Raw genomic sequence first — 22,794 nt, 5'->3', positions numbered from 1 at the left:
GCACCCAGCGACAGTGGTGTCCGGGAACCCGGGGAACCTCAGACGGCGGGCAGCACAGCACCACGGCCCCCGACCGGCTTGGTCCGGTACCGGACACGGGGAGATGCCAGCGATCGGCAGGCGGCCGGCGTCCGCGGTCTGATCACGACTGCGGCGTGCCCTGCTCGTCCGCGACCTGAATGATCGTCTTGCCCGGCGTGCGGCGGCCGCGGGCGAACACGGAGGTCGCTTCGGACAACGGGCGCACCGCACGGACGATGGGCTTGAGCCGTCCGGTCCGCACCCGCTGGGCGAGGTCGGCCAGCCGGACGCGATCGGGCTCGACGACGAAGAAGACGGCTCGCCCGCCCGTCGGCTGTACGGTGGGCGGAGCGGCGATGGTGACGACGGTGCCGCCCTGCCGTACCAGTTCGGTCGATCGCGCGAGGATGTCGCCGCCGATGACGTCGAGTACGAGGTCCACCTCGCCGGCGTGCCGCAGCTCGTCGGCGTCCAGGTCGAGGAAGGTGTGCGCGCCGAGGTCGAGCGTGACGTCACGGTCGCCGGCCCGGCCGGTGCCGACCACGTGGGCGCCCACCTCGCGCGCGAGCTGGACGGCGAGCGAGCCGACCCCGCCCGCCGCGCCGTGGATGAGGACAGTCTGGCCGGTCGTGAGGTGGCCGTGATTGAAGAGCCCCTGCCACGCGGTCAGTCCGGAGATGGGCAACGCGGCGGCCACGGTGTGGTCGATGTCGGCCGGGAGAGGCGCGAGGTTGCGCGCCTCCACCGCGGTGTACTCGGCCAGGGAGCCGTTGCGGGCCCAGTCGGTCAATCCGAACACCCGCTGGCCGACGGTGAGGCCGGTGGTGCCGTAGCCGAGGTCAACCACGACCCCGGACAGCTCGTGCCCGGGGACGCTGGGTGTCCGGTCGCGACCGGCGCGGTCGGTCCAGGTCGCCGGCCAGTCGAGCTCGCCCGGGGTGAAGCCCGCGGCGTGTACGCGCACGATGACGTCGTTCTCCGCGGCGTGCGGGTAGGGCAGGTCGGTCAGGGTGAGCCTGCCGGCACCCGTCGCACGGTCGCGTACGGTGATTGCTCGCATGCTGGGTCCTCTCCGGACGGTCGCTGAAGTGTGCGTGGTATTTGGGGTCTGGCACGGGTGCCCGTTCGGTCAGCTCGGCCAGGGCGAGCCGACGATGCGCTGGACCGTCATCACCCGCTGGAAGCCGGGGATAAAGTGTTCCAACACGTCGGAGTTCACGGTGCCGTTGGTGGTCTCGGGGCGGTTCTTCAGGCCCTCGACGTAGGTGCGCAGGAACTCGTTCTTGAAGTCGCCGCGGGGATGGACGGCGAGGATCTCCTCCAGCTGATCGCGTTCCAGTTCGTCCAGGCCGAGACCGAGCACGTCGGTCAGGACACCGAGGTACGTGGTCGCGATCTCTGGGGCCATCCGGTCGGGGATGCCCGGTGTGGTGTGCAGCGCGATCGCTGTCCAGACGGTGTTCGCGGCGGCCGTCGAGAATCCCCGGTCCAGGAGGAACGTGCGCGCGTGGTCGGCCCCGTCGACTTCGAAGCGCTGCTCGACGTTGGAGAAGGGCGTCAGGAGGCCGGTGTCGTGGAACATGGCCGCCAGGTAGAGCAGCTCCGGGTCCGGTGCCACGCCGAGCCGGTGTGCGTGGACGAGGCCGAAGAGGAAGACCCGTCGCGAATGGTGGTAGATGAGAGGGCTGGTCGTCTCCTGGATGTGCCTGGTCGCCTCGGCGACGGCCGCTGTCTCAGGAATCTCCCACCCCGCGATGACCTCTGGCATGATCTCTGACCTTTCCCGGAACTGTTCGTCCCCGCTGTTGTCCGGGCTCCATGCTGCCCGCCGATCCTCGTGCGGCGCCGCCCTCGTCTGGCCAGGAATCCCTCATATCCGGACAGGTCGTGACCCGCCTGCGGTCACGGAGAGCTCGGTCACCGGGGAACGACTCCGCCTCGAGGATTCCGCGGTCTCTGATGGTGGCGCGTGCTACCAATGAGCGGTGTCCGAGCCTCCCGTCGCGCCGACCCGGCGGCGGTCAACGCCGCGGGCGTCCGGCCGCCACGAAGCGGATCCGGCTCCGAAGGGACCGCTGTGGTGACCGCCGGCACCCACCGCGTGGCGATCCTCGTCTACGACGGGGTGACGTTGCTGGACGTCGCTGGTCCCGCGGAGGTGTTCAAGGAGGCGAACCGGTTCGGCGCCGACTACGGCATCATGCTGCTGTCGCCCACCGGGGCGGGCGTCACGACGAACCTCGGAGTCCGGATCGCGGCCGACGGAGCCCTCTCGCAGGCGCCGGCCGTCGACACGTTGCTGGTTGCCGGGTCCGACCGGTTTCCGCGCGCTCGGGTCCCCGCCGAACTCGTGGACGCCGTACGGACGCCGGCGGCCGCGGCCGGTCGGGTCGCGTCGATCTGCACCGGGGCTTTCGTCCTCGCCGCCGCCGGACTCCTCGACGGCAAGCGCGCGACCACGCACTGGAAGGTCGCGCACGAACTGGCCGCCCGGCATCCGACGTCCCGCGTCGAGCCCGACGCGATCTACGTCCGGGACGGCACGACGTACACCTCGGCAGGGGTCACGGCCGGAATCGATCTGGCGCTCGCCCTCGTCGAAGAGGATCACGGGCCGGACGTGGCGCGCGACGTCGCCCGTGCCCTCGTGGTGTACATGCAGCGTGCGGGCGGCCAGTCGCAGTTCTCTGCACCGCTGCAGGGAGCGCCGCCCCGATCGCCGGCTCTCCGCACGATCACCGACCTGGTGACGGCGAACCCCAGCGGGGACCATTCGCTCGGCGAACTCGCGCGACACCTCAACGTGAGTACCCGGCACCTCACCCGGCTCTTCCACGACGAGCTGTCGACGACACCGGCCCGCTACGTGGAGAACATCCGGTTCGACATGGCCAGGGCACTGCTCGACCAGGGGCACAGCGCGACGCGGGCCGCGACCCTCGCCGGGTTCCCCAGCTACGAGAGCATGCGACGGGTCTTCGCACGGAAACTGTCGATCAGTCCCGCCGCCTACCAGCGCCGGTTCGGCACGACGCGCCGTACCGTCGCGGGTTAGTACTCCACCATCATTCGGCCTGTCTGCGCTGGCACTGGGGATCCGCGGGCTCGGGCTTGGGATGTTCGTCGCCCGAGCAACCGGTGCCGCGTGTGCGCTGGCGGCAGCGATGTGGCGGGGACGAAGAGCTTGAGATTCAAGCTGCGGGTGCCTCCAGACAGTCGGCGGCCTCGTCCTTGTCCGGGTAGCCGTCCGGGTCGCCGGGAAACGGAAGGCCGGGCAGCGCGGACTAGCGGCGCGGGATGAACAGCCGCAGCGAGTCCCAGCGCTGCCGCCACGCGTCGCCCACCCCGGAGTGGGCGTCGACGAGGGCGAAGCGCTGACCTGCGCGCCGCAGGTGGTAGCCAAGCGCGAGCCCGGCCTGGCCGCCCCCGATGATCAGTGTGTCGAGTGCCATGTTCAACGCCTGGCTCCTCCCTCGGTACGCGGTCAGGCGGCCCGGTAGCCGGCCTCGGCGATGGCCGACCGGACGGCGACGGGGTCGGCGGCGCCGGTCACGGTGACGCTCTTGGCCGCGACGTCGACCTCCACGGCGCTTACGCCGGCGACCTCGCCGACCTCGCCTGCGATGGCCTTCGCGCAGTGGTCGCAGCTGATGTCGGGCACGGACAGCACGAGCTGGTTCACGGAATGCTTCTCGTCGGTGAGGGCGGGCCGCTCCACGTGCGGCCCGCCGGGATGACAGCAGCCTGCGCGGTCCCGCTGTCCGCAGCCTGTCCCCGGTGCTTCGACGGCACTGTCGGCGCTGGCGACAGCCCGACAGTGAACAGCCAGCGGCCCGACAGCGGCGGTTGGGACCTTGTCGTCAACGGCCCGCACCGGCGGGACCGCCTTGAGGAGGAGACATGTCCGCCCATCCCGCCCCTGCCGCCCACCCGGCGGCGCAGGCCCACCCGCACCACCCGCCGCACCCACACGGCCACCAGCCGCCGGCCCCGGCCGGGGACGAGCCGCGCCGGCCGTGGACCATCTTCGCGCTGATGATCGCCGCCCAGTTCATGGTCATCCTCGACGTCTCAGTGGTGAACGTCGCGCTACCGAGCATCAGCCGCGGGCTGCACCTGACGGCCGCCGACTACCAGTGGGCCATCAGCGCCTACGTGCTGTTCAGCGGCGGCCTGCTGCTGCTCGGCGGGCGCATCGCCGACCTGCTGGACCGGCGGCGGGCGTTCCTCGCCGGCGTGGGCCTGTTCACCGTCGCCTCCCTGGTCAGCGGGTTCGCCCAGACGGCGCTGACGCTCATCGCGGCCCGCGCCGCGCAGGGCGCCGGCGCCGCGCTGCTCACCCCCGCCGCGCTGTCGATCATCATGACCACCTACGCCGGACGACAGCGGCAGACCGCGCTCGGCGTCTGGGGCGCGATCGGCAGCACCGGCATCGCCGCCGGCGTCCTCTTCGGCGGCGCGCTGACCAGCGCCCTGGACTGGCGCGCGGTGTTCTTCATCAATGTGCCGATCGGCATTGCGGTCCTGGTCGCCACCATCCGGACGGTCGCCCGCGGCGTGCAGCAGCAGCGAGCGCTGCGCCGGCTCGACCTGCCCGGCGCCCTGACCCTGGTGGGCGGGCTGCTGTCGCTGGTGTTCGGCATCGAAGCCACCCGCTCGGCCGGCTGGACAGCGCCGCGCACTTGGATCGCGCTCGTCGCCGCCGCGGCGTTGCTGGCCGCCTTCACCCGCCTCGAGTACCGCAGCGGCAACCCGCTGGTGCCGCCGTCGACCTGGCGGATCCGGTCGCTGGTCTCCGCCTCGGCCGTGATGGCCGGCGTCACCGGCGTCGTCGTCGGCGCGATCTTCCTGTCCTCGCTGTACCTGCAGTCCATCATCGACGCCTCCCCGGTCATCGCAGGGCTGGAGTTCCTGCCGCTGGCCGCCGCGATCACCGTCGCCGCCACCGCGGCGTCCAAGCTCATCGGCCGGCTCGGCGCCCGCCTCCTGATCCTCGGCGGCCTGGTCGTGATGACCGGCGGCGTGCTGCTGCTGGCCGCCAACGCCGGTGGCACCTCCTACGCCGCCGACGTGCTGCCCGGCTTCCTGCTCGTCGGCGCCGGGGTCGGCCCGATGTTCGTGGCCATCTCCATCGCCGCGATGAGCGACGTGCCCGCCGACCGCTCGGGGCTCGCCTCCGGACTGATGATGACCGGCCACGAGATCGGCGCCGCGCTCGGCGTCGCCGCGCTCACCGCCGTCGCCGGCGACCTGACCACCCACGCCGGGCTCATCACCGGCTACGCCCGCGCCTTCCATGCCACCGCCGGCATCCTCGCCGCCCTGTTCGTGCTGACCCTGCTCGCGGTGCCCGGCGGCAACGCCCAGGCCGGCACCGCCGGTCACGGACACGGCCACGGCCAGGGCGGCCACCACTGACCCCGTCGCCACTTCGGCACACAACCTGACGAAATCGCCGGCCGACCACCCCACCGCCACAGCGACCCCGGGCGCCGTCTGCCCGCCCGCCGCCTTCCATCCCCGCCTCGCCGCCGACGCGGCAACCGTCCCGAGGAGAACCCGTGCCCACACTCGACCAAGCACTACTCAGTCCGGCCCCCGAGGCCACGCCGCGGATCGCGGCGCGCGCGATCGATGTCATGAAGACCTACGGCAGCGGCGACGCCGCCGTCCGCGCCCTCGACGGGGCGAGCGTCACCATCCCGGCCGGCCAATTCACCGCCGTCATGGGACCCAGCGGATCCGGTAAGTCGACGCTGGTGCACGCCCTCGCCGGCCTGGACACGATCGACTCCGGCCGGGTGTTCGTCGGAGACACCGACCTCACCGGACTGTCCGAGCGCGACCGCACGCTGCTGCGCCGCGCGCGGCTCGGCTTCGTGTTCCAGGCGTTCAACCTCATCCCGTCGCTGACCGCCGCAGAGAACATCGCGCTGCCGTTCACCCTTACCGGTAAGCGACCTGATCCAGCCTGGCTGGCCGAGCTCGTCGCGATGCTGAGTCGCTGCCTCCACCGACAGTCGAAGCTGCCGGGCCGCCGACGGGCCACAAGCGGGTGTCACCGGGGGCCAGGTCAGGCCATCCAGGACCGAACCGAACAGCGGCCACCCCGCAGGTCGGTCCGATCTTGTGCGATTCCCAAGCTGACAGTGTGGGAGCCACCCGTGGGAGCCAGTGGGGCGGACTGGACCGGACGGACCGGAACCGATCGAGTTGTCGAGCGGCCGAGGACCAGGACCAGGCGGACGGGACCGGACGGCCTAGACATGGTCTTGGGAATCTACGGATCAGAAGGTCGACGGTGCTTGGCTGTACGGCCAGCGGTACAGCCAAGCGGGTCCGCCACGAACGACAGCAGCCGACACGCCCCGACGGTGCGACCAGGCACCCGGTCCTCTGACCCGGCATCCACGCTCTTCTCTTAATCCGCGGGTTCGGGGTTCGAGTCCCTGGCGGCGCACCAGGAGTAACACCTTCAGGGCCGGTCGTTCAGACCGGCCCTGACCCCCTTTCTGTGACCCCACCCCTACATCCTCACTGTCAGGCCCTCGAACAGATAACCCAGCTTGTCTGTGGTCGGCCGCTGGGCCTGCCGGGTCACCTCAACGTAGATCAGCTTCGTGATGGTCGGGGAGCTGCCCCAGCACGTCCTGGATCTTCTCGATCGGTTCGCCCTGCTCGTAGAGCAACGTCGCGCACGAGTGGCGTAGATCATGGAACCGGACTCGGCGGAGCCCGGCATGGTCCAGGAGCCGGACGAAGTGCCTGTTGAGGATGCGGGCTCGATCGGTGTACCGAGGCTGGTGGTGAAGACCAGGCCGAAGTCTTGCCATCTGTCGCCCATGGTCTTCCGCTCCGCCTCTTGCATGAGCTTGTGCTGTCGGAGCGCGGCCAGGCACGGCGCCGGGAGTCCAACACCTCATTGACTTCAAGCCCAGTTGAACTGCTTGGGTCACCGCATGATTTCAGCACGCCCGCAGCCTCGCGGCTACAGGTCTCTCTTCGCCTGCCGCCCGTTCCGGCGACTACTGCCCGCGCTCGCGGTGTCGGACCTCGGAGATGGGATGAGCGTTGTAGCAGTGGCATGGCTGGCGTTGCAGATCGCCCCGCCCGGCGCGTCGGGCCCGCTCATCGGAGCCGCGGTCGCCGCCTACATCCTGCCGGGGGCCGCCGGTGCATTGCTACTGGGCCGATGGCTGCGTCGGCTCCCCACACAGCGCTTGATCCAGACGGACGCCTGGACACGCGCGGCATTCCTGGGCTGCATTCCCGTCACCTGGGCGATCGGCAGACTGCACCCCGCCCTGTACATCGCCCTTCTCGCGGGATCGTCCCTGCTGCACGCTTGGGGCGGCAGCGCGAAGTACGCCTTGGTTGCCCAGCTTCTCCCCGGCGACCGGCGGCTCGCCGCCAACGCTCTGCTCAGCACGAGCGCCTGGGTTTCCACGATCGTTGGCCCAGCGCTCGCCGGAATCCTGACCGTAGCGGTCGCCCCGGCCTGGATAATAGGTCTGGATGCTTTGTCCTTCGCCTGGCTAGCGGTACAGGCCGGGCGCTTGGCTGAGCCGAACGAGCAGAACCCAGTTATCCCGGCTGCCGAGGTCCGGCTCGGTGATGGGCTAGGCGTTCTACGCGCCCGTCCCGAACTGCTCGGCCTTCTCACGATGACCTGGCTTTTCAACCTGGCCTACGGACCGATCGAGGTCGCATTGCCGCTGTTTATCAGCGAGACTCTCCACGCCGGAGCGGATGTGCTCGGACTGTACTGGGCAGCCTTCGGCGTAGGTGCGGCCGTCGGTGCAATGGCCGTCGGCGCCGTGCGGGAATTGCCATTGTGGCCGGTCCTGCTGTGCGTCATCGCTGGCCACGGTCTTGCCATGCTGCCCTTCGCATTTCACGCACCCGCCGCGTTCTCCCTGGTTGGTTTCGCCGTAGGCGGTGTGATCTACGGCCCGTACAGCGCCCTGAGCTTTAGCCTGTTCCAGAACGTCACTCCTGCGGCCCTGCTGACCACCGTCCTCGCCCTACGCGCAGCCATTCTCCTAACAGCCGCGCCTATCGGGGCGGCGCTGGGCGGCCCTCTCACCGCAGCCCTGGGAGCCCGCCAGACACTGACCGGCACAGGTATCGCCATGATCGTGGTAGCGGCGTGCGCAGCGAGATTGTGGCTGCGCACGGAGCCAGCAGCACCGGACCCGCACCCGCACTCCGCCGTACGGGACAGCGTCCCCGCTCGGTGAACCGTCTCCCAGCGACGCCGCCGTCTGGGTCGGACGCAGGCAGTGGCCGTCGGGGAAGCGGAAGACGTTGGGGTCTACCAGGTAGTCGAGCAGGTCGGCGTTCGTGTTGTAGTGCATGTCCAGGCTCTGTTCGTGGATGAGCAGGTTCGGGGCCGCGAAGGCCACCTGGCGCGATGCGGCGAGCGCGATTGGCCCGAGGGGGCAGTGTGGGGCCATCAGCACGTCTTACACCTCGGCGAGGGACGCGATCCGCCGGCCTTCCGAGATGCCGCCGCAGTGGGCCAGGTCGGGCTGCGCGACTGCGATTCCGCTCTGGAGCGCGGGCAGGAAGTCGGCTCGGCTGTGCAGCCGCTCGCCGCAGCGATGGGAACCGTGGTCGACTCGACAACGTCGCGGAGCCGTGCAGGTACTCGGGGAGGACCGGCTCCTCGACAAACATCGGCCGATATGGCTCCAGGTCGCGGATCACCCGCCGGGCCATCCCTACCGGTGGACCATGGATCGAGGCGCCGGGGCCTGCTCGGGGGGATCGAGCGATGCCATGGCTCTCCTGCAAGTCCGAGCGGCGGTACGGCCGCCGTCACCCGCCTGTGCAGCGTTACTGCACGATGAGTCGCGACGCTAGGCCTACTGGTGTCGCCCGTCAAGACCCGTGAGTCCCGAGCCGTGACTGGTTGACGTCCACGTCGCACGTCCCTATCGTCCAGTGCCAGCTATGCAGTGAGGCTGCATGTATCGGCTGCGAGACGGGGGAGGGGGTGCCAGGTGATCGGGGACCGACTGCACGAGTTGCGCACCGCCCGTGGCCTGAGCCTGCGCACCCTGGCCGGCGAGGCGGGAGTGTCGCCGACGCTGCTCAGCCAGATCGAGCGTGGCGTCACCGAGCCGAGCTTGGCGACCCTGCGCCGGCTCGCCACGGTTTTCGGCGAGTCGGTCGCGTCGCTGTTCGCGGACCCCGCCGCGCCGTCGGTCTGGATCAGCCGGCCGGGGGAGCGGATGAGCCTCGGCGCACCCAACGGGCAGATCCGGTACGAGCGGCTCACCCCGGGTAACGGCCAGCTCGAGGTGCTGCACGCGATCCTCGCCCCCGGGGAGGTTTCCAGCCAGGAGCTGTGGAGCCATCCGTCCGTGGAGTGCGCGTACGTGGTCTCGGGCACGCTGACCGTCGAGGTCGACCGGGCGACGTACACCGTCGTCGCCGGCGAGAGCGTCACCCTCGACTCCAACCAGCCACACCGGTACCGCAACACGTCGGACACGTCCACCGAGATCGTGCTGGCCATCAACCCGCCGACGCCGTGACCGTCGGCGCTGCGGAAAGGGAAGCGGCATGACCGAGAACCAGCCGGACACCGGGGCCGGCGGCGACATGGAGCTCTACGACCTGCGAGTCCTTGTGGAGCGGATCGAGGGCCGCTCGGTGTGCGGGATGCAGGTCGGCGACTGGTTCGAGCTCGCCAACAGCGCCCACCTCCGGCTGCCCGAGGGCCGGCACTTCTGCGTGTACGCACTGGCGTCGGTGCTGCCGTTTCTTGCGGCGAAACAGCGGGACCTGGCGGCCGGGGACTGGCTGGCCCAGGACTCGCTGTTCGCCTGCCCCGATCCGGAGGAGCGGTTGATCATGCGGGTGGAGCGCACCTGCCGACGCCGGATGAACTCGGCTGACCTGACCTGAGAGCGAAGCTAGGAGACATGTGAGCGCGGTGGAGTTCGGTCTGGGCCTGCAGAGCGACAAGCGGGCGGGGGACTATGGGCGGTTGGCGCGTAATGCGGAGCAGGCCGGCTTCGACGTGCTGACCGTGTTCAGTGACCTGATGTATCAACCGCCCATCTTCCCCCTGCTGGAGATGGCCGCCGCCACCGAGCGCGTGCGGCTCGGCGCGGCCTGCCTGAACCCGTACTCGATGGCTCCGTACGAGATCGCCGGCCAGGTGGCCGCGCTCGACCTGGCGTCGCACGGCCGTGCGTACCTCGGGCTGGCCCGGGGCACCTGGCTGGGTGCCGTCGGCCTGGAGCAGCCCCGGCCGCTGACGGTGCTGCATGAGGCGGCGCAGGTCGTCTACCGGCTGCTGCGCGGTGACACCAGCGGCTTCGACGGCCAGGTGTTCCGGCTCGCCCCGGACACCGCCCTGCGCTACCTGGTGCACCGCCCTGATCCGCCGTTGCTGATCGGTGCCTGGGGCCCGAAGGGTGCCGCGCTCGCCGGCCGGATCGCCGACGAGATCAAGGTCGGTGGGAGCGCCAACCCCGCCATGGTCTCCGTCATCCGCGACCGGGTGCGAGTCGGCACCGAGCGGGCCGGCCGCCGCGTCGACGATGTCGGGATCGTGTTCGGCGCGGTCACCGTCGTCGACAGTGACGGCCCGGCCGCCCGAGCCAGGGCGCGCACCGAGGTCGCGATGTACCTTGCCGTCGTCGCCGACCTGGACCCCACGGTGGAGCTCCCGAGCGACCTGTTGGACCGGGTCAGAGCCCTCGTCGACGCCGGTCAGCACGAGGCGGCTGGTCGCCTTGTGCCGGACGATGTGCTCGACCTGTTCGCCGTCTCCGGTACGCCGGAGCAGGTGGCCGCCCAGGCGCAGGCTCTCATCGACGCCGGGGTGCGCAGGGTCGAGTTCGGCACCCCGCACGGACTCGAGGACCAACGTGGAGTGGACCTGCTCGGTGGTGCGGTGCTGCCTATGCTCCGCCGGTAGCTGCCGCCACCGCAGTTCGCGGCGGCATCACATCCTGACGCGAACACCGGGTTCTCGACGTCTGCCTATGGCTCACCGATCGATCGCGGCATGGTGATCGCATGTTGTCGGATGCCGCTGCATTGCGGCCATCGATTCGAAGAGGCGGACTTGGGTCGGCGTGTCAGCCCCGCCCCGACCGAGCCTAGCTGCCCAAACCAGTCCGCGGTCACCATGCGCTCCATCCGGCGAGGTCGTCGCGAACGACCCGGCCGCCCTTCATGATCCAGCGCACTCCACGGAATGCCGAGGTGTCTTGCGACGGGTCGGCGTCCATGGCGATCAGGTCGGCGAACCGACCGGGCTCGACGGCGCCGAGGTCGGCCTCGGCGCCCAGCCAGCGGGCCGGACCGAGGGTGCCGGCGTAGAGGGCGCGGGCCGGGCCGATGCCGCCCTCGGACATGTACTCGAGCTCCCGGACTGAGGCGCTGGTGCCCTCGAAGTTCCAGAACGGAGGCATGTCGCTGCCGAGTAGCACCTCCACCCCGGCCTTCACCGCGGTGGCGTAGCTCTCCAGGTGGCGCGGGCCGGCATCGAGGGACCGGCGCTGCATCCAGTCCGGGACGCCCAGGTCGTCGAAGAACTCCTTGCACCGGGTGACCAGCAGCGTGGGCACCAGGGCGGTGCCCCGCTCCGCCATGTCGGCGGCCACCTCGGGGGTCAGTTGGTAACCGTGTTCCACACAGTCCAAGCCGAGCCGGACCGCTTCGGCGATGACCGATGCCGGTCCGGCGTGCGCGGTGACCCGCCGCCCCCAGGCGTGCGCCGTCTCGATCACAGCAGCCATCTCGTCGGCGAACAGCTGTGGCGTGTGGATTGCCTCGTGCTCGCCGGCGATGCCCCCGGAGATCATCACTTTGATCAGGTCGGCTCCGGCCTTGATCTGGCTGCGCACCCCACGGCGGAACTCGTCCGCACCGTCGCATTCGAGCGTATCACCGCACTCGTGGCCGTGACCGCCGGTGCAGACGAGGGCTCGGCCGGCGGTGAAGATGCGTGGTCCGGCCACCCGCCCCGCCCGGATCGCGCTGCGTAGCGCGAAGTCCGCATGGTCCTTCTCGGCGACGCAGCGGACCGTCGTCACCCCGCTGAGCAGGGTTCGCCGGGCTCCATCGGCCATGTACAGGGCCAGCTCGTGGGCGTTCATGCTCTTCACCTCGCCGCCGCCGCTGCCAGGCAGGGACAGCGACAGGTGGGTGTGCATGTTCACCAACCCGGGGGTGAGGTACCCGCCCGCCAGGTCGATCTGTTCCACGTCACCAGCGCTCCGCGCCATCGGGACCACGTCCGAGGCCGGGCCCACTGCGGCGATGCGCTCGCCCTCGATCCAGACTGCCGCGTCGCTCAGCGGCGCTGTCCCGTCGGCCACCCGACCATCGACCACCGTGCAGTTCACGAGTACGACGGAGCCCGACGATCCGCGATTCATGCCCTGACCCTCCGCCCCTCGGCGCCGTCCACCTCGTGTGAGCGCTTGAACCCCGTGCACATTCGCCTTGCGGCGCAAATTGTGGCAACGTTTGCGCAGCGGGCGCGGAAGCAGCATAGCCAGCGCCATCGAGGCGCGCCACAGCCGTGGGATCATGGTGTGGTGCCGGGAGAGGACGGCGTGGTGGTGGACCTTCGCCAGGTCGCGGCGGTGAGTGGGGTCTCCCTCAGCACGGCCTCCCGGGCGCTGTCCGGGTCAGGGCGGGTCAGCGACGCCACCCGGCAGCGGGTCCGCCGGGTGGCGGAGGACCTCGGCTACCGTCCCAACGCGCTCGCCCGCGGTCTGCGCACGAGTCACTCCCGGCTGATCGGGTTGGTCGTCACGAACCTCGTGAACGCGTCGTTCCATGCCATCGCCGAGGTCGTGCACAACCGGCTCAAGCTGTCCGGGTACCACCTGGTCCTGTGCATCACGGGAGGCGACGTCGAGGAGGAACGGGCGTACGTGGAGACGCTGCGCGACCACAACGTCGACGGCGTCATCGTCGTGGGATCTGATGCCACCGCCGTCGAGCAGTTACGGGCCACCGGCATCCCCACGGTCCACCTCGCCCGGCAGCCCCGGCAGCCCGCCGGCGACTGCGTGCTGGGAGCCGACCTCGAGGGTGCCCGGGAGGCCACCCGGTACCTACTGGGCCTGTCCCATCGCCGAATCGCCCTGGTGGCTGGCCCGTCGGCCGTGACGTCGGGCTACGAGCGACTCGCCGGTTACCGGCTCGCCATGGACGAGGCCGGCGTGCCCTGCCGCGACGAGCTGATCTTTCAGGGGCCGCTGGAGCCGGCCTCGGGTGTCCAGGCGGTCGCGCGGCTGATCGCCCTTCCCGCGCGACGGCGGCCGACCGCCGTGCTGGTGACCAATCACGAATCGGCCTTCGGGCTGCTGCCGACGCTGCGTGAGCGCAGGGTACGGATTCCCGACGACCTGAGCGTGCTCTGCTACGAGGACGCCGATCTGCTGCGGTGGTGGGACCCGGCGATCACGGTGATGAACAACAACGCCGCCCGGATGGGTGAGCTCGCGGTGAACATCCTGCTCGAACGGATCGCCGCGAAACCCGGCGCCGATGGGGCCATGTGGACTGAGTACCGCGTCGGCGCCCAGTTGGTCGTCCGCGACTCGTGCGCTGTCGCCGAATCGTGACCTCCCGGTTGGCGAGAGGGCTCTTGACATCGACTCTCGCCATGGCGCAAGTTGTGGAAACGTTTGCTCACGGCGGTCCGGACGTCCGCCCGGCAATCCTTCTGTTTCCGGCCCTTTGGAGGCCCGCATGAAGATCCGGTCTGCCGGGGCGCTCGTGGCCGCCCTGGCGCTGGTGGGCTCGCTCGCGGCCTGCGGCGGCGGCTCGACGTCCTCGTCGAGCAGCCAGCAGGGTGGCGGCACGCTCGTCATCGACAACGCGTTCCAACTCAAGACCGCCGACCCCGGCCGCACGTTCGAGCCGACCGGCTTGCTGATCCACCAGGCAATCTACGACACGCTGCTGACCTTCAAGGGCAGCGATGTGAAGAAGCCGGTCCCGGCCCTCGCCCAGTCCTACAGCCCGTCCACGGACGGCAAGACGTACACGTTCAAGCTCCGCACCGACGCGAAGTTCTCCGACGGCTCCCCGGTCACCTCGGCCGACGTCGTCTTCTCCCTCAACCGAGTGAAGAACCTCAAGGGCAACCCGTCGTTCCTCATGGACGGCCTCACGGTCACCGCCCCGGACGCGACAACCGTGGTGATCACCAGCGACAAGCCCAACGCGGCGGTGCCGTTCATCGTGCCGAACCCGGCGCTGGGGATCCTCAACTCCAAGGTGGTCAAGCAGAACGGCGGTAGCGACGCTGCCGGCGCGGACAAGTCCGACACCGCGGAGGCCTTCCTCAACTCCAAGTCGCAGGGCAGCGGGCCGTACGTCCTGGACAGCTACAGCACCACCACGCAGGTGGTGCTGACCGCGAACGAGAAGTACTGGGGCCAGAAGCCGAAGTACGCCAAGGTCGTCATCCGCAACGTGCAGGCCAACGTGCAGCGGCTCAACGTCGTCAAGGGTGAGTCGCAGGTTGCGGTCGACCTCTCGCCGGACCAGGCGAAGGGCCTCGACCAGCTACAGGTCGTCAGCGGCGCCTCGCCCAACGTGTTCTTCACGTTCACCAACAACAACCCCGCGATTTCCAAGACCACGAGCAACCCGAAGTTCCAGGAGGCCGTCCGGTACGGCATCGACTACAAGGGCCTGATCGACCTCGCCGGTGAGGGGGCCGTCCAGGCGCCGGGTGTCGTGCCGTCGATGTTCCTCGGGTCCCTGTCGAGTGGCGACGCGGTCACCCGCGACGTGGACCGGGCCAAGGCGGCGCTCGCCGCGTCCGGTCTGTCGAACCCCACCGTGAAGCTCAGCTACCCGAGTGACGTCCAGGTGAACGGACTCAACTTCGGCGACCTCGCCGCCCGGGTGCAGGCCAACCTCAAGGAGGTCGGCATCACGGTGAACTTGGCGCCGGCCTCGGTGCAGGCCGCTCTGGACACCTACCGCGGCGGCAAGGAGGAGATGGGGCTGTGGCAGTGGGGTCCGGACTACCCCGACCCGAGCGACTACCTCAACTTCCTGCCCGGTCAGCTCGTCGGCCTGCGCGCCGGCTGGGCCAAGGGCGCTGACCCGCAGCTGGAGGCGCTGGGTCAGCAGGCCGCGACGACCGTCCAGGACGACCAGCGCGCACCGCTGTACGTGCAGATACAGCAGTCGATGAACAAGTCGGGGCCGATCATGCCGCTGATTCAGTCGGCGCAGATCCTCGTCGGCGCAAAGTCGGTAAAGAACCTTCAGTCCAACGCCGTCTGGCTGGTCAACATCCGTGAGCTTGACTGAGCAGAGCGCGGCGCCCGCCGGAGCGGGCCGGCAACGGCCGGCCCGCTCCGGACGGGGCCTGCTGCGGTTCCTCGCCCGTCGGATCGGCGCCGCCGCGCTGCTGTGCGTCGGCATCACGCTGGTCTCGTTCATCCTGACCCAGCTGGTGCCCGGCGATCCGGCGACGGCGAACCTCGGCCAGCGCGCCATCGGCGACCCCGCCGCTGTCGAGGCGTTCCGCACCAAGTACGGCTTGGACAAGCCCCTGCCGGTGCAGTACCTGACCTACCTCAACAACGTGCTGCACGGAAACCTCGGCGAATCCCAGCAGAGCCACCGGGCGGTGGCCCAGGACCTCGCCGAGTACGTGCCCGCGACCATCGAACTCGCACTCTTCGCGATCGTGCTGTCGCTGCTGGTCGGCGTCGCGTTCGGCATCGTCGCGGCGGTCACCCGCGACCGCTGGCCCGATCAGGTGCTCCGGGTGGTGAGCCTCGGCGGCGTGTCGATGCCGACCTTCTGGGTCGCGCTCGTGGCGTTCTATCTGCTCTTCTTCAAGTTCGGCCTGCTGCCCGGCGGCGGACGGCTCGACCCCGGCATGGCCGCGCCACCCCACGTCAGTGGCTTCTACACCCTCGACGCAGCCCTCGCCGGCCAGTGGGACGTGTGGTCATCGGCGGTACGCCATCTCGTGCTTCCGTCGCTCGTGCTCGCGGTGTACACGGTCGGCATGCTCATGCGCTTCACCCGCGCGTCGATGCTGGAGATCCTCGGCAACGACTACGTGCGCGCGGCCCGGGCCAAGGGCCTGCCCGAGCGGATGGTCATCCTGCGCCACGTACTGCGCCCTGCGCTGGTCGCCATCATCACCGTGGCCGGGGTCGCGTTCGGCAGCCTGCTGTCCGGGGCCGTGCTGGTGGAGAACATCTTCTCCTGGCCCGGCCTGGGCCAGTACGCGTACCGCAGCGCCGTCAACCTCGACCTGCCGGCCATCATGGGCGTCAGCGTCGTCGTCGCGGCCGTCTACATCGTCATGAACCTGCTCGTCGACCTCCTCTACGGGGTCATCGACCCGAGGATCCGGCTGACATGACCGTCACCGACCCCGCACTGGTGGATCTGCCCGTCAGCAAGCGCCGTGACCGTGCCGCCGTCCGATCGCCATGGCGCCAGCCGCTCGCGCTCGTCGGCGCCGCGCTCGTCGTGCTGTGGGTGCTCATCGCCGTGTTCGCCCCGCTGCTGGCGCCCCACGGACCCCTCGAGCAACTCGCCCCGAAGCTGCAGGCCCCCTCCGGACAGCACCTCTTCGGCACCGACGAACTCGGTCGCGACGTGTTCAGCCGGGTCATCTACGGCTCGCGCATCTCGCTGCCCCTGGCCTGCCTGCTGGTCGTGCTCGCCATGGTGCTCGGGGCCATCGTCGGTACGATCGCCGGCTTCTTCGGTGGGTGGGTCGACAGCGCCCTGATGCGCCTGACCGACCTGGTCTTCGCCTTCCCCGGCATCATCCTGGCGATGGCGGTGGCCGCGGCGCTCGGGCCGCAGCTGCGCAACGCCGTCCTCGCGGTCGTCGTGGTGTCCTGGCCCTCGTACGCCCGCCTGGTGCGGGGCCTCGTGCTGTCCGCCCGCAACTCGGAGTACGTGGCCGCCAGCCGGCTGCTCGGCTCGTCCGCGCTGCGGACCATGCTCGTCGACCTGCGACCCAACATCGCCGGGCCGGTGCTCGTGATGGCCGCGCTCGACGTCGGCAACGCCGTCCTGCTGCTGTCCGGCCTGTCCTTCCTCGGCCTCGGCGCCCAGCCGCCCGCGGCCGAGTGGGGCGCCATGGTCGCCGCCGGCGCCACCAACTTCGACCGGTGGTGGATCGGGCTGTTCCCCGGCCTCGCCATCCTCACCGTCGTCCTCGCGTTCAACTTCGTCGGCGACACCCTGCGTGACGCCCTTGACCCGCGCACCGCGCGCGCCATCAGGGACTGACATGGGCGCACTCCTCGAGATCGAGAACCTCACCGTCTGGCTCGCCACCCGCCGCGGGCCGCAGAAAGCCGTCGACAGCGTCTCGTTCCACGTCGACGCCGGCGAGATCTTCGGCCTCGCAGGCGAGAGCGGCAGTGGTAAGACCATGACCGCCATGGCGCTGCTCGGCCTGCTTCCGCACGCCGCCCGCACCAGCGGCCGCGCCGTGTTCGACGGGCGGGACCTGCTGTCGATGTCCGCCAGACAGCTCCGCGCTGTGCGCGGGCGGCACATCGCCATGGTGTCGCAGGACCCGTCGACCAGCTTGCATCCGATGCTCACCGTCGAGACGCAGCTGACCGAACACATGCGCCACCATCTCGGAAGCGGCAGATCCGAAGCGCGCACCCGGGCCGTCGATCTGCTCACCACGGTACGGATCCCCGATCCGGAGCGGGCGTTGTCGGCCCATCCCGCCCAGTTCTCCGGCGGCATGCGCCAGCGCATCGCCATCGCGGTGGCGCTGGCCTGCCAGCCACGCCTGCTGCTGGCCGACGAGCCCACCACCGCGCTCGACGTCACCGTGCAGGCAGGCATCCTGCGACTGCTCGACCGGCTCCGCCGGGAGCAGGACCTCGCCGTCATGGTGATCACCCACGACCTCGGCGTGATGTCCGCCGTCACCGACCGGATCTGCGTCATGTACGGCGGCCGGCTGGCCGAGGTCGGCCTGCGGCAGGACGTGCTGAACCAACCCCGGCATCCGTACACGCGAGGGCTGCTCGACGCGCTTCCGCATCCGGAGGGCGGGGCGGCGGCGCTGCGACCCATCCCGGGCAGCCCCCCGCCGCTGGGCCGGGTACCCGAGGGCTGCCCGTTCCATCCCCGCTGCGCGTTCGCGCTCCCGAGTTGCCGGACCGACCGCCCGGTGCCGGTCCTCGTCGGCGAGGCACACGCGTCGGCTTGCCCACCCGATCCGTTCGGAGGTGCCGCGTGAGCGCGCTGCTGGAAGCGACCGGACTCGCGGTCGAGTACCACCGGCGCGGCGGTCCGACGGTACGGGCCGTCGACGGGGTCGACCTGCGTCTGGACCGCGGCGAAATCCTCGGCCTGGTCGGTGAGTCCGGGTGCGGCAAGTCCACGCTCGGTCGCGCGGTCGTGGGACTGCTGCCCGCCGCCGCCGGGGACATCCGCTTCAGCGGGCACGCGGTCGCCCCACTCGGGCGGCGCCGGCGCCCCCGGCACCTGCGCGGGCTGCAGATGGTGTTCCAGGACCCCTATGCGTCGCTGAACCCGCGACGGCGGGTCGGCGAGCAGATCGCCGACGGGTACATCCTCGGCGGCGTCGCCCGCGCCGAGACGATACGCCGGGCCGGCGAGCTCCTGGAGCGCGTCGGGCTGGCGGCGGACGCGGCCGGCCGCTACCCGCACGAATTCAGCGGCGGCCAGCGCCAGCGCATCGCCATCGCCCGGGCGCTGGCCACAGACCCGAGCTGCATCATCGCCGACGAGCCGATCAGCGCGCTGGACGCATCTGCCCAGGCCTCTGTGGCCAACCTGTTGGTCGCGCTCGTTCGCGAACTCGACATGGGCATGGTGTTCATCTCGCATGACCTGTCCGTGGTGCGGCAGATCGCCGACCGCACCGCGGTCATGTATCTCGGCCGCGTGGTCGAGATCGGGCCCACCCAGCAGATCTGGTCCGCGCCGGCGCACCCGTACACCCGGGCGCTGATCTCCGCCGTCCCGCGCGCGGACGGCGCCGGCGTGCTGCCGGTCGAGCTGCCGGGCGACGTGCCCGACCCGGCGCGTCCGCCGGCCGGCTGCCGATTCCACCCGCGCTGCCCCCTCGCCCGACCGGAGTGCGTGCGGCACGACCCGCCGCTCGCGGTCCTGCAGGGGGATCGGGCGGTGGCGTGCGTGCTGCAGCAGGCCGGTCAACTGGCGCGCCCGCTCGATGACCTGGAGCCGGCGGCGTCGCCGGGGCAGAAGTAACGGTGACCCGGGTAGGGGAGGACAGGGCGTGAGCACGGACGCGACATCGGTTCTGGCCGGTCTGACGGAGCAGTTCTGGACCTGGCGGCTGGCTCGCGCACCACGTACCCGCGACGACATCCCGCGGGTCGTCCGGCCCACCGGGTGGCACCCGGCGTGGGACGCCGCGACGGTGGCCGATGACCTCCGGTTCGTGGCCGACATCGAGCGTCGGCGCAGCGCCATCGCGCCCTCAGACGATCCGCGGGTGGAGGTGCCGCGGCGGCTGCTCGCATCGGCGACGGCCCGGGTGCGCTGGGAGCTGGAGATCCTCCGCAGCTGGCAGCGCGACCCCTGGTTCTACCTCGACCAGACCATCGGCCACATCTTCGACGCGCTGCTGCCGCCGGACCCGTTCGACGTCGCGCGCAGCGCCGACGTGGTCGAGCGGCTCCGGCGGATCCCCGCCACCCTGGACACCGCGCGGGACAACCTGACCGACACCGGCGTCCGCGAGTTCGCCGAACTCGCGCTCGGGGACAGCGCCGATGCGCCGCACCAGCTTCGTACCGCCATCGACCGGCTGGCGCCGCTGCTGAGCGCGGAATGGCGCGAGGCCGCCGTGTCGGCTGCCGCCGAGGCGGCGCAGGCGCTCGCGGCGTGGCGGTCCTGGCTGACGGACCAGCTGCCAACGCTCTCCCCGCACCAGCCGGTCGGTCGGGAGGGCTTCGGATTCTTCCTCCACCGCGTCGCCCTGCTGCCGTACACGACCGAGGAGATCCTCGCGCTGGCGGCGCAGGAGCGGGAACGGGCCGAGGCGTTCGAGCTGTTCGAACGGGCCCGCTCCGGTGCGCCGCAGTGGCCGGCCCCGCCTACGAGCGCCCAGGAGCAGTCCGAGTCGCAACGGGCAGCCGAGCTGCAGGTACGTGCCTTCTACGAGGACCGCAACCTGCTCTCGCAGCCGGCCACCTTGGGGCACTACCGCAACCTGCCGTTGCCCGAGTACCTGGCGCCGCTGCACTGGCTCGGCATGGCCAATGACCTCACCGACGAGCACCGGCTCGACCGCGACGGCGTCCACTACGTGCCGCAGCCGGGACCCGACCTGCCGTACTTCTACCGCGCGAACGCGGCCGACCCCAGAGCCGGGATCGTCCACGAGGGCGTGCACTACCAGCAGCTCACGCTGACGTGGCGGCACCCCGACCCGGCCCACCGGCAGTTCTACGACTCGGTGCCCAACGAGGGGATCGCGTATTACAACGAGGAGATGGTGCTGCAGGCCGGCCTGTTCGAGGACGCACCGCTGACCCGCGCCATCCTCTACAACTTCATGCGACTGCGGGCGATCCGGGTGCAGGTGGACGCCAAGCTGGCGCTCGGGGAGATCGACATCGACGGGGCCGCCGCGATGCTTCGGGACCTCGTGCCCGTGGATCTCGACACCGCCCGGCAGGAGGCCGCCTTCTTCGCGGCCACGCCCGGGCAGGGCCTGTCGTACCAGGTCGGCAAGGCGCAGGTGCTGCGTCTGCTGGCGGACGCGGCGCGGCGGGGGCGAGAGGCGTTCGACCTGCGGGCGTTCCACGACGCCCTGTGGGCCGACGGCAACCTGCCGATCGCGGTCCAGCGGCTGCAGATGTTGAACGACGCCGGGGATCTCGCCCGGGCCGACGCGCTGGCGGAAGCCAGCGTCGACACGCAGCGCCTCGCGGAAGACCTTCTCGCCGCCATCACCACCGGTGACGTGGACCGGGTCGACGAGTTCTACGCCGACGACGTGCGGGTGTGGCACAACTACGACGGCGTCGGGCGTGACAAGGCGGAGAGCCTGGACGCCGTTCGCCGGATCGCGGAACACTACGAGGGCTTCCACGCCGTCGACGTGCGCATCGACGTTGTGCCGGACGGATACGTCCAGCGCTGCGTGTTCCGTGGCCGCGAGCGGAGCACCGGCGCCGAGCTGGCCGTCGACGCCATGATGCGCGTCGGCGTGCGGAACGGTCGCGTGGTCCGGATCGAGGAGTACACCGATCCCGCTCAGGGCACCACGCCCGAGCCGGGCACGGCATCCCCAGCCGCAACCGGCGCACCCGTGCCCGGCCCCCGGTTCCGCGACGGCACGGGCTGGGAGGAATCCGCCGGATACTCCCGCGCCGCCCGGCAGGGAAACAGCATCGCGGTCAGCGGTACCACCGCGCACGGCCCGGACGGGTCGGCGCTGCACCCCGGCGACACGTATGCCCAGACCGTTGAGTGCCTGCACCGGGCAGTGGCAGCGGTGGAGAAGCTCGGCGGCGCGCGGACCTCAGTGCTGCGCACGCGCCTGCTGCTCGCGCCCGGCGCTGACTGGCGGGCGGCGGCCCGTGCCCACGCGGAGGTGCTGGGAGACGTGGCACCGGCGAACAGCACGTACGTCGTGGGCTCACTGATCGGGCCGGACTTCCTCGTCGAGGTCGAGGTCGACGCGGAGGCTGCGGCCTGATGAAGTACTCGCTCCGGGTGAACAACGACCTCGACGTCGCCACCCTCGTGGACCTCGCGCAGCGTGCCGAGCGGTACGGCTTCGACCAGCTGTGGGTGTCCAACGACCTGTTCCTTCGCTCCGCGCCGGTGCTGCTCGGGGTACTCGCCGCGAAGACGGAACGACTCAAGCTCGGAGTGGGGATCATGAATCCGTACTCCGCGCATGTCTCCGAGATCGTCATGATGGCGGCGACCATGCAGGAGGCCACGGGCGGCCGGTTCCTGCTCGGCGTCGCGGCCGGGTCGGCCGAGTTCCTCGCCTGGGCAGGGCTCGAACGACCGAGGCCGCTGGCGAAGACGGCGGAAACCGTCCGAGTCGCCCGAGCCCTGCTCGGCGCCGGCGACGTGGACGGCAAGCTGCCGGACTGGTTCGGCCCACTGTCGCAACTGCGCTTTCCGCTGGCCGACCGGGTGCCGGTCTACGTCGGCGGGATGAGCCCGAAGATGCTGCAGATGGCGGGCCGGCTGGCCGACGGGGTGCTACCGCTGCTGTACCCGCCGGAGCATTTCACCGAGGCGCGCGCTCAGGTGATGTGTGGGGTGCAGGAGTCCGGTCGGGCACCGTCCGACATCGACATTCCGGCGTGTTTCTGGGTGTCGGTCGCGGACAACGCCGACGCGGCGCGGCTCGCGCTGGCTGCCAAGATCGCCTATTACGGACCGTCCTTCGCGCCGTACCTGCTCGCCCGGGCCGGCCTCGCGGTCGAGGACTTCGGCCCGGTCACGAGCGCCCTTGAGCGTGAAGGCCTCGACGCCGCCGCACGGCTCGTCGACGAGAGGATGCTGGCACTGGGCATCACGGGCAGCGTGGCGACAGTCATTCAGCGCTGCCAGTCCGTGCGGGCGTTGGGCGCCACGCACCTGTCGTTCGGGCCCCCGCTGGGCCCAGACGTGCGGGAAGCAGTGGACGTGCTGGGGACTCAGGTGTTGCCGACCCTGGCATCAGGTACCTGAGGTGTCCGTCTCTGGCCGCTGCCCACGATCTTGCAGACTGCGGTTTAGACTACGGGCGGCTTCAGGGGATCGGCG

General features: G+C 70.6%; 21 protein-coding genes and 1 pseudogene. 15 read left to right on the top strand and 7 right to left on the bottom strand.

Annotation, left to right across the window (positions count from 1 at the left end):
* Positions 1–142: 142 nt before the first annotated feature.
* Both Q2K19_RS31350 and Q2K19_RS31345 read right to left on the bottom strand, forming a co-directional pair.
* On the bottom strand, positions 143–1,081 hold the full coding sequence (locus Q2K19_RS31350; protein ID WP_302765911.1) for an NADP-dependent oxidoreductase: 939 nt from the start codon (positions 1,079–1,081) through the stop codon (positions 143–145).
* 69 nt (positions 1,082–1,150) lie between these two features.
* The gene (locus Q2K19_RS31345) at positions 1,151–1,789 is read right to left on the bottom strand and encodes an HD domain-containing protein (protein ID WP_302765910.1); all 639 of its coding nucleotides are present in this window, start codon (positions 1,787–1,789) and stop codon (positions 1,151–1,153) included.
* A gap of 312 nt (positions 1,790–2,101) precedes the next feature.
* On the opposite strand from Q2K19_RS31345, the gene Q2K19_RS31340 reads away from it, so the two are divergent.
* Positions 2,102–3,076, top strand: coding sequence for a GlxA family transcriptional regulator (locus Q2K19_RS31340; RefSeq protein ID WP_302765909.1), 975 nt, complete (start codon positions 2,102–2,104; stop codon positions 3,074–3,076).
* A 229-nt stretch (positions 3,077–3,305) separates the two neighbouring features.
* Here the strand turns inward: Q2K19_RS31340 and Q2K19_RS31335 are convergent, their stop codons facing one another.
* Positions 3,306–3,473 (bottom strand): FAD-dependent oxidoreductase, encoded by a 168-nt coding sequence (locus Q2K19_RS31335; RefSeq protein ID WP_302765908.1) that lies wholly within the window; start codon positions 3,471–3,473, stop codon positions 3,306–3,308.
* 32 nt (positions 3,474–3,505) lie between these two features.
* The gene (locus tag Q2K19_RS31330; RefSeq protein WP_302765906.1) at positions 3,506–3,703 is read right to left on the bottom strand and encodes a heavy-metal-associated domain-containing protein; all 198 of its coding nucleotides are present in this window, start codon (positions 3,701–3,703) and stop codon (positions 3,506–3,508) included.
* Positions 3,704–3,921: 218 nt separating this feature from the next.
* Between Q2K19_RS31330 and Q2K19_RS31325 the strand changes: the two genes are divergently transcribed.
* Positions 3,922–5,439 carry an MFS transporter gene (locus tag Q2K19_RS31325; protein ID WP_302765905.1) on the top strand — a complete coding sequence of 506 codons (1,518 nt, stop codon included), beginning with the start codon at positions 3,922–3,924 and terminating at the stop codon, positions 5,437–5,439.
* Positions 5,440–5,582: 143 nt separating this feature from the next.
* Entirely contained in the window at positions 5,583–6,446 is an 864-nt protein-coding gene (locus Q2K19_RS31320) for an ABC transporter ATP-binding protein (protein WP_302765904.1), read from the top strand.
* Positions 6,447–6,623: 177 nt separating this feature from the next.
* On the opposite strand, the gene Q2K19_RS33460 is transcribed toward Q2K19_RS31320, so the two are convergent.
* Entirely contained in the window at positions 6,624–6,854 is a 231-nt protein-coding gene (locus Q2K19_RS33460) for a tyrosine-type recombinase/integrase (RefSeq protein ID WP_368046119.1), read from the bottom strand.
* A 126-nt stretch (positions 6,855–6,980) separates the two neighbouring features.
* On the opposite strand from Q2K19_RS33460, the gene Q2K19_RS31315 reads away from it, so the two are divergent.
* Positions 6,981–8,261 carry an MFS transporter gene (locus Q2K19_RS31315; RefSeq protein ID WP_302765902.1) on the top strand — a complete coding sequence of 427 codons (1,281 nt, stop codon included), beginning with the start codon at positions 6,981–6,983 and terminating at the stop codon, positions 8,259–8,261.
* A gap of 87 nt (positions 8,262–8,348) precedes the next feature.
* Here the strand turns inward: Q2K19_RS31315 and Q2K19_RS33455 are convergent.
* Positions 8,349–8,696: pseudogene (locus tag Q2K19_RS33455) on the bottom strand (enolase C-terminal domain-like protein); the annotation flags it as partial.
* A gap of 330 nt (positions 8,697–9,026) precedes the next feature.
* Here Q2K19_RS33455 and Q2K19_RS31305 point away from each other — a divergent pair.
* Genes Q2K19_RS31305 through Q2K19_RS31295 form a run of 3 tightly spaced genes read left to right on the top strand, consistent with a single transcriptional unit; the run spans position 9,027 to position 10,957 of the window.
* Positions 9,027–9,563, top strand: coding sequence for a cupin domain-containing protein (locus Q2K19_RS31305; protein WP_302765899.1), 537 nt, complete (start codon positions 9,027–9,029; stop codon positions 9,561–9,563).
* A 28-nt stretch (positions 9,564–9,591) separates the two neighbouring features.
* Positions 9,592–9,936, top strand: a complete 345-nt coding sequence (locus tag Q2K19_RS31300) for a TIGR04076 family protein (protein WP_302765898.1) — start codon at positions 9,592–9,594, stop codon at positions 9,934–9,936.
* A gap of 19 nt (positions 9,937–9,955) precedes the next feature.
* The gene (locus tag Q2K19_RS31295) at positions 9,956–10,957 is read left to right on the top strand and encodes an LLM class flavin-dependent oxidoreductase (protein ID WP_302765896.1); all 1,002 of its coding nucleotides are present in this window, start codon (positions 9,956–9,958) and stop codon (positions 10,955–10,957) included.
* A 208-nt stretch (positions 10,958–11,165) separates the two neighbouring features.
* Here the strand turns inward: Q2K19_RS31295 and Q2K19_RS31290 are convergent, their stop codons facing one another.
* On the bottom strand, positions 11,166–12,425 hold the full coding sequence (locus Q2K19_RS31290; protein ID WP_302765895.1) for an amidohydrolase family protein: 1,260 nt from the start codon (positions 12,423–12,425) through the stop codon (positions 11,166–11,168).
* Positions 12,426–12,479: 54 nt separating this feature from the next.
* On the opposite strand from Q2K19_RS31290, the gene Q2K19_RS31285 reads away from it, so the two are divergent.
* The 8 genes from Q2K19_RS31285 (at position 12,480) to Q2K19_RS31250 (ending at position 22,719) form a co-directional block, all read left to right on the top strand.
* Positions 12,480–13,625: a LacI family DNA-binding transcriptional regulator gene (locus Q2K19_RS31285; RefSeq protein ID WP_302772856.1), complete on the top strand. Its 1,146-nt coding sequence runs from the start codon at positions 12,480–12,482 to the stop codon at positions 13,623–13,625.
* Between the two features lie 127 nt (positions 13,626–13,752).
* The gene (locus Q2K19_RS31280; RefSeq protein ID WP_302765893.1) at positions 13,753–15,333 is read left to right on the top strand and encodes an ABC transporter substrate-binding protein; all 1,581 of its coding nucleotides are present in this window, start codon (positions 13,753–13,755) and stop codon (positions 15,331–15,333) included.
* Positions 15,320–16,405 carry an ABC transporter permease gene (locus tag Q2K19_RS31275; protein WP_446839733.1) on the top strand — a complete coding sequence of 362 codons (1,086 nt, stop codon included), beginning with the start codon at positions 15,320–15,322 and terminating at the stop codon, positions 16,403–16,405. Before Q2K19_RS31280 ends, Q2K19_RS31275 begins: the two co-directional genes overlap by 14 nt.
* Positions 16,402–17,289, top strand: a complete 888-nt coding sequence (locus tag Q2K19_RS31270; protein ID WP_302765891.1) for an ABC transporter permease — start codon at positions 16,402–16,404, stop codon at positions 17,287–17,289. The genes Q2K19_RS31275 and Q2K19_RS31270 overlap by 4 nt, the downstream gene beginning before the upstream one ends.
* Position 17,290: 1 nt before the next feature.
* Complete coding sequence (locus tag Q2K19_RS31265; RefSeq protein WP_302765890.1) at positions 17,291–18,265, top strand: ABC transporter ATP-binding protein; 975 nt, start codon at positions 17,291–17,293, stop codon at positions 18,263–18,265.
* Complete coding sequence (locus tag Q2K19_RS31260; RefSeq protein WP_302765889.1) at positions 18,262–19,263, top strand: oligopeptide/dipeptide ABC transporter ATP-binding protein; 1,002 nt, start codon at positions 18,262–18,264, stop codon at positions 19,261–19,263. Before Q2K19_RS31265 ends, Q2K19_RS31260 begins: the two co-directional genes overlap by 4 nt.
* A 28-nt stretch (positions 19,264–19,291) precedes the next feature.
* Positions 19,292–21,724, top strand: a complete 2,433-nt coding sequence (locus Q2K19_RS31255) for a DUF885 family protein (protein ID WP_302765888.1) — start codon at positions 19,292–19,294, stop codon at positions 21,722–21,724.
* The gene (locus Q2K19_RS31250; protein ID WP_302765887.1) at positions 21,724–22,719 is read left to right on the top strand and encodes an LLM class flavin-dependent oxidoreductase; all 996 of its coding nucleotides are present in this window, start codon (positions 21,724–21,726) and stop codon (positions 22,717–22,719) included. Before Q2K19_RS31255 ends, Q2K19_RS31250 begins: the two co-directional genes overlap by 1 nt.
* Positions 22,720–22,794 lie beyond the last annotated feature (75 nt).

The organism is Micromonospora sp. NBRC 110009, assembly GCF_030518795.1.
Lineage (GTDB): Bacteria > Actinomycetota > Actinomycetes > Mycobacteriales > Micromonosporaceae > Micromonospora.
This window is presented reverse-complemented; position numbering and strand designations above follow the sequence as displayed.